Origin of the sequence: Nostoc sp., from assembly GCF_036917395.1 — a bacterium.
In the GTDB taxonomy this organism is placed as follows: Bacteria; Cyanobacteriota; Cyanobacteriia; order Cyanobacteriales; family Nostocaceae; genus Nostoc.
In genome coordinates this window covers 111,224-121,769 of sequence record NZ_JBALDI010000073.1, presented here as the reverse complement: position 1 = coordinate 121,769, position 10,546 = coordinate 111,224, and the positions used below count along the sequence as shown (strand labels likewise).

At 41.1% G+C, this 10,546-nt stretch carries 6 protein-coding genes, 1 tRNA gene and 1 pseudogene; 4 read left to right on the top strand and 4 right to left on the bottom strand.

What is annotated here, in order from left to right:
• Positions 1–267: 267 nt before the first annotated feature.
• Positions 268–597 (bottom strand): annotated as a pseudogene (locus tag V7K46_RS25015) (transposase); the annotation flags it as partial.
• A gap of 546 nt (positions 598–1,143) precedes the next feature.
• Here V7K46_RS25015 and V7K46_RS25010 point away from each other — a divergent pair.
• From V7K46_RS25010 to V7K46_RS25000, 3 genes are all read left to right on the top strand, one after another.
• Positions 1,144–2,103, top strand: a complete 960-nt coding sequence (locus V7K46_RS25010; RefSeq protein WP_335117939.1) for a ribonuclease Z — start codon at positions 1,144–1,146, stop codon at positions 2,101–2,103.
• Positions 2,104–2,671: 568 nt separating this feature from the next.
• Entirely contained in the window at positions 2,672–4,885 is a 2,214-nt protein-coding gene (locus V7K46_RS25005) for a GumC family protein (protein ID WP_335117937.1), read from the top strand.
• A 394-nt stretch (positions 4,886–5,279) separates the two neighbouring features.
• Positions 5,280–6,425 (top strand): SpoIID/LytB domain-containing protein, encoded by a 1,146-nt coding sequence (locus V7K46_RS25000; protein ID WP_335117935.1) that lies wholly within the window; start codon positions 5,280–5,282, stop codon positions 6,423–6,425.
• 76 nt (positions 6,426–6,501) lie between these two features.
• Here V7K46_RS25000 and V7K46_RS24995 read toward each other — a convergent pair whose 3' ends face one another.
• Positions 6,502–7,800 (bottom strand): hypothetical protein, encoded by a 1,299-nt coding sequence (locus V7K46_RS24995; RefSeq protein ID WP_335117933.1) that lies wholly within the window; start codon positions 7,798–7,800, stop codon positions 6,502–6,504.
• Between the two features lie 228 nt (positions 7,801–8,028).
• On the opposite strand from V7K46_RS24995, the gene V7K46_RS24990 reads away from it, so the two are divergent.
• A complete protein-coding gene (locus V7K46_RS24990; RefSeq protein WP_334721898.1) occupies positions 8,029–8,508 on the top strand; it encodes a hypothetical protein in 480 nt (159 codons plus the stop codon).
• Between the two features lie 89 nt (positions 8,509–8,597).
• On the opposite strand, the gene V7K46_RS24985 is transcribed toward V7K46_RS24990, so the two are convergent.
• Positions 8,598–8,669: transfer RNA gene (locus V7K46_RS24985), tRNA-Gln, on the bottom strand.
• A gap of 463 nt (positions 8,670–9,132) precedes the next feature.
• Positions 9,133–9,930 carry a WecB/TagA/CpsF family glycosyltransferase gene (locus V7K46_RS24980; protein ID WP_335117930.1) on the bottom strand — a complete coding sequence of 266 codons (798 nt, stop codon included), beginning with the start codon at positions 9,928–9,930 and terminating at the stop codon, positions 9,133–9,135.
• Between the last annotated feature and the right edge of the window lie 616 nt (positions 9,931–10,546).

Below are 10,546 nucleotides of genomic sequence, written 5' to 3'. Positions count from 1 at the left end.
TAGGGGTAGCCCTACGCAAAAATAGCTCGATGCCAGGTTTAATAATCTAACAAAAGCCTCCCGATGATCATTCGGGCAGGCTTTTGTTATTGCTGAGAATCGTCAACTTTTGACTGTGCCAGTTTCTGCCACTCAGTTATCTTTACTAATCTCAATTATGAGCAGGACTCAAAACTATTATCTATGGATGTCCGGGTGAGTCATCTCTGGAACAAAAGTGCATCCCTCGATAATCCGATTCTCCGCTTCTGTGGCAAAAACCAATTAACTTTTTCTATGTCCAGAATCATCTATTATCAAGCTAAACCCTCTGTTAATTATGGTCTGGCTACACTTGTTCATCGTTTCCAACCGACGTTCGTTGACAAGGCTACTAGACCAGGGCGCTTCCGTCAAAAAGTGGTGTAAATGGTGGTAAGTCACACATACAGCATTCTCTGCGATTTGAAATAGGTTTTTTCTCTCACTTTCTCCTAATAATCCCCCCACATAAGCCCTAAATTCCCTTTTTTGCGCTTTATGCGTGAACAGATCGTCAAACCTTTGACACCATCTTTCAAAGCATGGAGGCATGGCTGCGGGGGTGGTTTCTTTCATCGGGCTTTTACAACGTGAAACCTAATCTGGTTAAGCATTATACCTTTTTTTGTCTTTTACTTTTGTTTAAATCCTCTATTAATCAGACTATAATCGGATGAAGACCTAAACAGTATTCATTCATACTCCATAGCTTTATTTCTGGGAACGGATAGTTTAGCTTAAAGAAATTGCAGTTTCAAATTGAGTTTTTTTCCAGCTTTCTTGTTCAATTGGGTCAGCTTCTGTATATTCAGGTCGTGGTACACGCAGACAAAATATAATTTGTTTGAGGTATTCTCAACCAGGCCTACGATCTATTTTTTCACCTGTTAGTTTGTTCAATCAATCTGCCACCTTTGTACCATTCCATAGTCCACGATCTGGACTCTTGTATGATCGGACTTGATATTATTTCAGAAAAAACAAGAGACAGCATTTATTAAAGAATGATAATCATTATGAAAGAGAAAAAGGCGATTTCTTCTCAAAAGTATTTTGCTCATTAACCGTGTCACTATAGAAAATAGAGCTGCAAATTGAGCAATAGGAAGACTAAAGAACGCTGTGCAGATAACATTCTTAGGGACGAGTTCCGGTGTACCCACACGATCGCGCAATGTTTCCAGTGTCGCCCTGAGATTACCCCAAAGGGCAGAACTGTGGTTATTCGACTGTGGCGAAGGCACCCAACATCAAATTATGCGGAGTGAACTGAAAATCAGTCAACTCTCCCGAATTTTTATCACTCATATGCACGGCGACCACATCTTTGGCTTGATGGGACTTCTTGCCACTTGCGGCTTGGCTGGCAATGTGGAACGAATTGATATATATGGGCCACCTGGATTAAATGATTACATTCAAGCTGCCTCCCGTTACTCCTACACACACTTTTCCTATCCCATTAAAGTCCATGCCATCCGTCCAGGAGTAATTTATGAAGACGATGACTTCACCGTTAGCTGTGGTAATTTGCATCACCGCATTACAGCTTTCGGCTACCGTGTAGCCGAAAAAGACCGAGCAGGACGCTTTGATATCGAAAAAGCCAAGGCGTTGCAAATTCCTCCTGGTCGCATTTACGGTCAACTCAAGCGCGGTGAAACAGTGACCCTTGGCGACGGACGGGTGATTGATGGCACCCAATTATGCGGCCCTATAGAAATAGGTCGAAAAATTGCCTATTGTACAGACACAATTTATTGTGATGGTGCAGTGCAATTAGCTCATGATGCAGATGTATTAATTCACGAAGCAACCTTTGCCCATCAAGATGCAGACATGGCTTTTCAGCGATTGCATTCCACTACCACAATGGCAGCGCAAACAGCTTTAGCTGCTGGGGCACATCGACTGATTATGAGTCATTTCAGTCCCCGCTATGCTCCTGGCAATACCTTGGAGTTGAAGGATCTCCTTAAGGAAGCCCGTGCTATTTTTCCCCGTACTGATATGGCTTATGATTTCATGATTCATGAAGTACCCAGGCGGCGGGAAGTAGAGTTAACCGAGCTAGGCGTTTAAATTTTGATTTCAGATTCTAGATTTCCTATTGAACCCTTATAATCTAAAATTTAAAATTAACCAGGCTCTATCTTAAAGTTTAGTAGTCCAACTCATAACGTCCAGCAAATAAACAGCAGTTTAGTTTGGCGATAAGTAAACTATTTAACTAAAGGCTTACGGACAACTAAATGTATCAATAATCAATAAATATTATGGTTCAAATATTTTTCTTAATTTGGTTTTTATATTACAAGTTATCAAAATAACTTTAACATATAGTAGTGTTGTGAATCAGAGAATTTTTTACTTAAATATTTAGGAAAAATAATTAATTTTCCGTCAAGATTTTTCTTATTCAAAGAAAATGTTTATTGAAAATTTATTCTTCCAGCACTGATTAATAATTTATATGCATGAATTGATGAACATGCAAGCGCCAGTTGGCATAATATTGTGCCAAGTGAGCTTGTCATTATTGGAAGAATAATTAAGTATGTTGTTGCAGCTATAGGTGTAAAAAAACATTTCATATTTTTCATAAATCTTCCAAATAAATATAGTGTTTCGATATTAGAGGAGTTTGATAGTGGCTAAGACTAGTCTGAATCAAGAGCAACAGGTTACTACTTCAGCACAAGGCGCAGTTGACATCAGACAACTATTTACTATTTTGCTTCGTCATCGCTTTCTGATCTTGGGGGTTTCCTGTGTAGTTATGTCTGCTGCTAGCCTCTTGGCTGTCACTGCTAAACCTACTTACCAGAGTAATATGCAGATATTGGTGAGTTCCAACTTATCTGAAGGAGCACAGTCAAATAATATTCCAGTAGATACAGATAATCAGGTTACTGATTCCAATTCTCAAGTTGTTGATTCCACTACTCAGATGAAACTCATGCTGAGTTCTAAGTTGCTTCAGAAAGCCGTAAATTTACTTCATTCTGATTATCCTCATATTACCTTAGAGGATATCAATGCTCAAACAGAACGGAACAAAAAAACATCTCTAGAAGTGACTCCAGAAGAAGGAGGCATAGGAGCTAATAAAGTTTTTAGTCAAGTATTTAAAGTTTCCTTCAATGATGACGATCCAGTCAAAGCACAAAGAGTACTTCAATCTCTACAGAAAGTCTATCAAAACTACAATAAAGAGCAACAAAAAGAACGTCTGAATCAGGGACTGGCTTTTGTAAACGCTCGCCTACCTGAGATAAAAAAAGAGGTGAGTAAAGCTGATAAAAATTTGGAACAGTTTCGCAATAAACATAAATTACTCAATCCCGAAGTCCAAAGTAAAATCCTGCTAGAATCTCTAGCCGATATTCAACAACAGCTACAAACCACTCGTGCCAATCTTCAAGACGTAAACGCTCGCTACGATAACCTAGAGCAACAAATAGCGTCTTCATCTCAGCAGAATGAACTAATTTCTTCTCGTTTAAATCACTCAAGCCGCTACCAAGCACTATTGAGTGAAATTCAAAAGACTGAACTAGCATTGGCTAAGGAGCGGCTGCGCTATACAGACGATTACCCATCGGTACAAAAACTAAAGCAGCAACGCCAAAGTCAACTGTCGCTATTACGACAAGAGGTGAAAGCTATTACTACTAGCAGGAAGGGAGAACCGCTCTTAAAAGGGCAAATGGTAGGGGTTGATCCAACACTAGTAGACGAATTTATTTTGGTGCAAACAACTGTCTTAGGATTAACTGCCAATGAAAAGAATTTAGCCGAGTCAGAACAGCGACTCCGCTCTGAGCTAAACAAATACCCAAGCTTAATAGCAGAGTATAACCGTCTGTTACCAAAGGTACAAACTAGTCATAAAACCCTTGAACAACTGCTTCAGGCGCAACAGTCCTTGGGACTGAAAATTGCTCAGGAAGGATATAACTGGCAAGTTTTAGCAGAACCGGCTCTAGGTACTTATATGGGGAGCAACATATTATTACTTTTGCTTGGGGGAGGGGTAATTGGGCCGATTTTAGGTATCTTAGCAGCCCTGATTTTGGAAAAGTTTAATGACGCTATTTATTGTGCGGGAGATTTAAAGAAACTGACGAACCTACGTATACTGGGGTCAGTACCAAAATTACCGTCGCGTGGTGTCAAAAAGCGGCGGCTGAACCTGCCTTGGAATGGGCAGCGAACCTTAGATTCCTCTGTAGTAGAAGCCACTACTAAATTGCCCGTCCATGAAACCTTGGACATGATCTACCAAAATATTCAAATATTAAAATATCCCTTACCCTTCAAGTCGTTGATGTTGACTTCAGCACTACCAGGGGAAGGGAAGACAACCTTAGTATTAGGGCTTGTGGCTAGTGCTACCCGAATGCATCGACGGGTATTAGTTATTGATGCTAACCTACATAATCCTAGCCTGCACAAAATCCTGGAACTATCCAATGACTGGGGACTATCTCTGTTATTAGTTGATGAGACAACTACTTATTTTCAAGATTATATCCAGCCTATTCACCCCTCTATTGATATTTTGACTGCTGGCCCTGTACCAGAAGATACGGTGAAGTTGCTCAGTTCTCGAAGGATGAAAGAACTAATAGAGTTGTTTGAGCAAACATATGACTTAGTACTGATAGATGCTCCGCCTATTTTAGGCACAGTTGATGCCAGAATTGTGGCATCTCTTTGCAATGGTATCGTAATGGTAGAGCGCATGGGTAAAGTAACCCGAAGTGAACTGACTCAAGCTACAGAAATTTTGAGTAAGTTAAATTTAATTGGAATTATCGCTAATGAAGTGAGCAATTATCAAAAGGTATTGGCATCGTAGGCAGACCGAAGAAGATGCCAAGAGTGGGAGACGCACCGACGTTGAAACTCTCAGTGTCCCCGCGTCCCTATGTCCTATTTTATCCGGTTTATAGATGCAACCGCACTGATATTTGTAGGATGAAGCACGGGTAAGAACTTCTGGTATACGCGATCGCAATAACAATCCTAAATCATTCGTGAACAACGAGATCCCGGACTTCTCAAAGAAGCCGGGATCTGAGCCTTGCAAAGAGCGAGTGTCAAGATCATCTGATTTCTACTTTATAGCTAAAGCAAAATGCATAATTAGTAGGAGGTGGCAACCTCCTGCGTTGGAGAAGTGTCTCATCTTAAAGTAGTAGACGCCATAGTTGAGAGCGTCAATTAGATACTAGTGTGATTAGATGATTAGCATGAAATTCCAACTTTACTTAGGCTCTTTCTTTTCCCAGATTAAAGTACGTCATTCGTGGGTAAGTGTCCTTTTGTGGATAGCTTTGGTTGCCCCAGCCCAAGCATCTGTAATTCTGCGTGTGGCAATTGAGAGAGGGGTTAATCAGGTAAAAGTGGGCAGTTCCACCACTGGGATCGTCAAGGATAGTACTGGCCGGACTCTCGGAGAGTTGCCAGCGATGAGTGCATATTATGCCCAAACCATTCCTGGCGGAGTTGCTTTAGATAAGTGGCAGTCTGGTTTATTTTGGATTGAGCCAACTGGTAAAGGATTCGTTTATATTGGCGATCGCTGGTATCGGGGTAGAACTCTGGTTGTCCCTACAGAAAAAGGCTTAACTGCTGTTAACTGGGTTGATGACCAAGAATATCTCTACAGCGTTCTGGGTGGCGAAATGGATGCTAGCTGGCCCCAAGAAGCTTTAAAAGCCCAAGCGATCGCAGCCCGCACCTATGCCCTCTACGAACGAGAAAAACAGCGGAATAATCCTATTTATGATTTAGGCAATACCCCGGATCGTTGGCAAATTTACAAAGGTGTCATTAGTGAATCTCCTGCTACTTACGCCGCAGTGGATTCCACATTAGGGCAAGTACTAACTTACAAAAACCGGATTATTCTTTCAGTTTTCCACGCTTGTTCTGGGGGACACACTGAAAATGTGGAAGATGTTTGGGGAAGCAACGAGCCTTACCTACGGGCTGTTCAAGACTACGACCAAAATATCAGAGAGTGTAATTGGGTGAAAACCTTCTCATCTACTGAAATTAGCGCTAAATTTCCTGAGGTGGGCAATGTCAAGGATATGATTCCGGAAACATACTCACCTTTCCGCAGTGTTAAAGTCTTGAAAATTGTCGGAAACAGGGGTACAAAGGTGCTACAGGGCGAGCAGGTGCGGACAGCCCTCAAGTTAAAAAGTACCCGCTTTAGCGTTACCAAGGGAGCCGATGGTAGTTTTGTACTGCAAGGGCTTGGCTTCGGTCATGGTTTGGGTATGAGTCAGTGGGGGGCGTATAATCTGGCTCGGCAGGGAGTGAACCACTTGCAAATTTTGGGGCATTATTATCAAGGTGTAGCCTTAACACCAATTCAGGCGAAGTAAGAAGAAAGTTAGGAGTTAAAAGTTAGGAGTTTTAAATAAATCTTAATTATTCACTCCTCACTCTCAACTCTTCACTCTATTCCCCACTCCCACGTTCCAAGCGCCGTTGCCATTCAGCATCAATTTGTGCAGAACGCTCAACTTCCTGGTCGAGTAAGTCAGTTTCGCTAGAATACACTAAATCTTCATTGCCAATAACTTTTTCTGTTGCAAATTGTTGAGCATAGTCGATTTTTTGTTGCAAAGGTGGATCAGGACTTGCTAATAGCCTTGATCGGGAAAGGCGATCGCGGTTGCGATCAACAATTTTGCGATTACGCCACCGAATCCAGAAATAACGCAATAACGGTACACCTAAGAAACCTGCTCCGTAAGCCAATAGCAGCCAATAAATTCCTTGCACAAAAGCTACCAGTCCACCTAATTGGACAGCAACTGTACCATCTCTCAACAAACTTCCCAGTACTAAAGCACCAACAAAATTTAGTACACCCAACCCAGCACTCAGCATAATTTGCCCTGAACTTGCAGCACTAAAACGCCAGGGTAATTCCTCCAAGTAAGCTGATATTGAATGACGGCGTTTTTTAACTGCACTTACCTGCAACTCTGGGAAGTAATAAACAATTTGCCCTTCCGGACTTACCGTCGGTTGCCCATTAAATCGGGTCAGAACAGGCAGCATATAATCTTCGTACTCTCTTGTATATCCCTCGCCAATGTCATCCAAATATGGGGCAATTTGTTCTGCTACCACTGCACCACGGTTACTCCGAATCACCGTAGCAATTTCTTGCCAGCGGCGTTCTTCTAAGTTGGCGTTTGGATTCCCATCACCAAACAAAAACGAAAACACAGCTTCAAAGAAATTCAGATTGCTTTCTTCTTGGCTTCCACGTCGCCGTTCCTGGTACTGGGTGTCATAATTTGGGCTAAGATACCAGAATAAATTTGGAAAATAGAAGAACCCCCCACCGCCGGAATTACTGCCCCGATTGTTGCCGTCACGGTCTGAATTGGCAGCAGTAATGATAATGAATATGGTAACAGTTATCAGGACGATGGAAAGAGTTAAGAAAATTCCAAAAGAAATGCGAATCAGGTAAAACAGAATGCTCCAGACCTTTTTCCACCATTCCTGCAATCGTAACCGGAAGTATTTATTACGCAAAATTGCTCGAAAATTTGGTGGGAAAAGGTAAACTATATCACCTGAATCCGCTACCTGCAAATGTCCCCCAGCATCAGATGCCAGGGCTAACAAGCTTTGATTAGCTTCAGCGACGTTCAATCCTGCCTGAGTTGCCACATCACCAACGGTGACACGATAGCCCAGCTGTTCCACAGCTTGCATGATGGTGGGACTGGGAGCCATTGCTCTCCCCTCCTGTTGAAACTTATTCCCCTTTTCTTAAGTATAAAGTTTTATTTTGAGCGACTTGGCAGGTGCAGGATTGAAGTATGAAATCATTAAAAATATAAATCACACGAATTTGGCAAACCGACACTAAAATAGATTTACCAATAAATCACCTGACACGTAAGATGTTATAATTATTTTCCTCAGCTTGGTTAACCTGCAAATTTTCTGCTCAAATCAAATATGGTTCAGTACACTCTCGCTCAAAGCCCAGAAATTATCCTCACTGTTTCTGGAAAAGATTCAGCCAAAGCCCGTGATAAAGCAATGGATCAGCTGATGGAACTGATGGATGCAGGTAAGCTACCCACGGAACTGGAAGAAGGATTTGGGCCTCAACAATTAATTGAGGTTAAAGAGCCAACTATTGATACTGCTAGCGGTGAGGATACCATTACACAAGCTGTTCAGGTGCTGAGTAACTTGGCCACACTCAAGCTGAAAGTTCAAGAGTCACGAACTGAAGCGTTGGAAATTCGCAAAGCTGTTGATGTTCTGTTCTCCGATGAGTCGGTAACTGAAGAGGAAATTACTCGACTCAAGGAAGGTTTTAAAGTTCTCAAAAATTTTGCCCAAGCTAATGTGCGTTACCAGGAAGCGCGATCTAAAGCAGAACAGGCTCGGCAGACTCTGGATCAAGCTCTCAAATCGCCTGACAAGTAACATTTACAGAATTAGATGCATTGATACGCATCTTAAAAATGTAATTAAATATTATAAAAGACAGGTTATCATGCCTGTCTTTATATTTACTGGGGCGCTAGGATTCGAACCCAGGGATGGCGAGACCAAAACCCGCTGCCTTACCACTTGGCGACGCCCCAATGATTTCACTATAGCTAATATAGCACTTAATTCTGGGTTAATGTCAAGTATTTTAATAGTTGGTTTCAGATAATGGGTTTTTTCAGCAGGACATTGATTGGTCGAAATGCTTACACTTAGGCTCTTTGATCATTTTGGGGTGAACCTTAGAATCAACGTTTGGCTGTATCGTCGAACTGACGTTAATTTATCCGATAGTGATGAAAGACGGTTAAGGGACAAAATTGTGCGATCGCGATTCGCTTTGCATCTAAAATGTGCTTCACTTGATTATGAACGCCTTAGGGTCTGTTCCTGCTGACTAGGGACACACTATTTATGGCGTAGCTCCCCGTAGGCATCGCTAGCCCAAAAATTGTGTTTTTTACCCCCCTTTCGACAGACTTTTAAGTACTATTACTTATTTAAAAACTATTTATGACCTTAAACTCTTACGGATGGTCTTACCCTATTTCCTTTTCCTTAATCCCCAGTGTCGTGAAGGAAGACTGCTGCAATACGACTTGATGATAGTAGTTGCTTCGTAGCCAGCCATATAAATAGTGGAATGGTCTTAGCATAGCGACTGCAAAGTCGGCGCGGTTCTTGAATCCATCGATACAGCCATTCAAGTCCTAAGTCTCGAACTATGCGGGGTGCCCGCTTGTGAATTCCTGCATAAACTGGGAAAACTCCACCCAGTCCAATCATTACAGCTTGTATCTTACCCTTATGTTGAGCTATCCAATTTTCTTGTTTGGGACATCCCAGAGACACTAAGACGGTGCTGGCACCACTAGAATTAATCTTTTGAACCAAAGCTTCGTCTTCAGTTTCAGTCAGGGGACGAAAGGGTAGAGGTTCCATCGCCGCAATCTTCATCTGAGGAAATTCCTGCTCTAACCTTTTTCGCATCCTAGAAAGAATTTCTGTTTGGGAACCTAGAAAGAAAATACTAAGATTTTGTGTTTGAGTTAGCTGACACAATGCTAGGAAAATATCCATCCCTGCCACACGGTCTTGGTAAAGCGCTCCCATTTTTCGCATCATCCATACAAGAGGCATACCATCAGGAGTAACTATATCTGCATTTCGTAATACGGCAGCAAACTCTGGATTCCAATGAGCTTCGATGAGCATATGTACATTGGCTACATATACAGTTTTACTTTCACGCTTATTGGCCCACTTCAGTATTGTTTGTACCTGGTGATCAAAGCGTAAAGCAGTAATAGGAAAATCAAGCACTTTTTTAGTAGGTAGAAGCACTCTTGCCACCATCAATAACTCCTGTGTCCAAGAAAAAAATCCATAGATTACCTAGACCATTCCAAATATTGAATAATTCGGATTGGATGACTCCTGACTTTTTGTCGGCTTGTGTCATCATTGGAAGTTAACACGTGGAGGTGCAATTGCCTTCTTAGTATACTTTTGGCTTAATCGGTAATACTAGAATTATTTGCTGTTGTGTCCTAGCTTACTGTTTTAAGCTAGGGATTTCAGACGCTGTTTGCCAAAATTCATACTTCCTTTATAATAAATTTTTGATAGATTCATGCAAGCATTACAATTGCGATAAATTCCTATGGATATATATTTATTGCGTAATATTTGCTACATTTAAAAAATATATATCGAAGCAAAATCCCATAACTCAGTCTGATGATTTTGAGATGTAAGTATGCGCTTAAGAGGTTTAATTCAAATTAGTATATTTTAAAGAATGGCTAATAATTTTTTCTTATTATTTTTCAAATTTATTACAAATTTGATTTATTCTATATACTGAAATATCCCTACAATTTATTTTTTTATCAAATAAAAGCTCAAAAAACAAGGGAAGATAAACTTATCTTCCCCTACTATATTGTTTTTGTTATTGTCTGGTTTGTTA

What these genes read in the sequence shown, in the direction of transcription:
- V7K46_RS24995 (WP_335117933.1), bottom strand. Translation starts at nt 7,800, where the DNA reads ATGGCTCCCAGTCCCACCATCATGCAAGCTGTGGAACAGCTGGGCTAT.
- V7K46_RS25000 (WP_335117935.1), top strand. Translation starts at nt 5,280, where the DNA reads ATGAAATTCCAACTTTACTTAGGCTCTTTCTTTTCCCAGATTAAAGTA.
- V7K46_RS24980 (WP_335117930.1), bottom strand. Translation starts at nt 9,930, where the DNA reads ATGGTGGCAAGAGTGCTTCTACCTACTAAAAAAGTGCTTGATTTTCCT.
- V7K46_RS24990 (WP_334721898.1), top strand. Translation starts at nt 8,029, where the DNA reads ATGGTTCAGTACACTCTCGCTCAAAGCCCAGAAATTATCCTCACTGTT.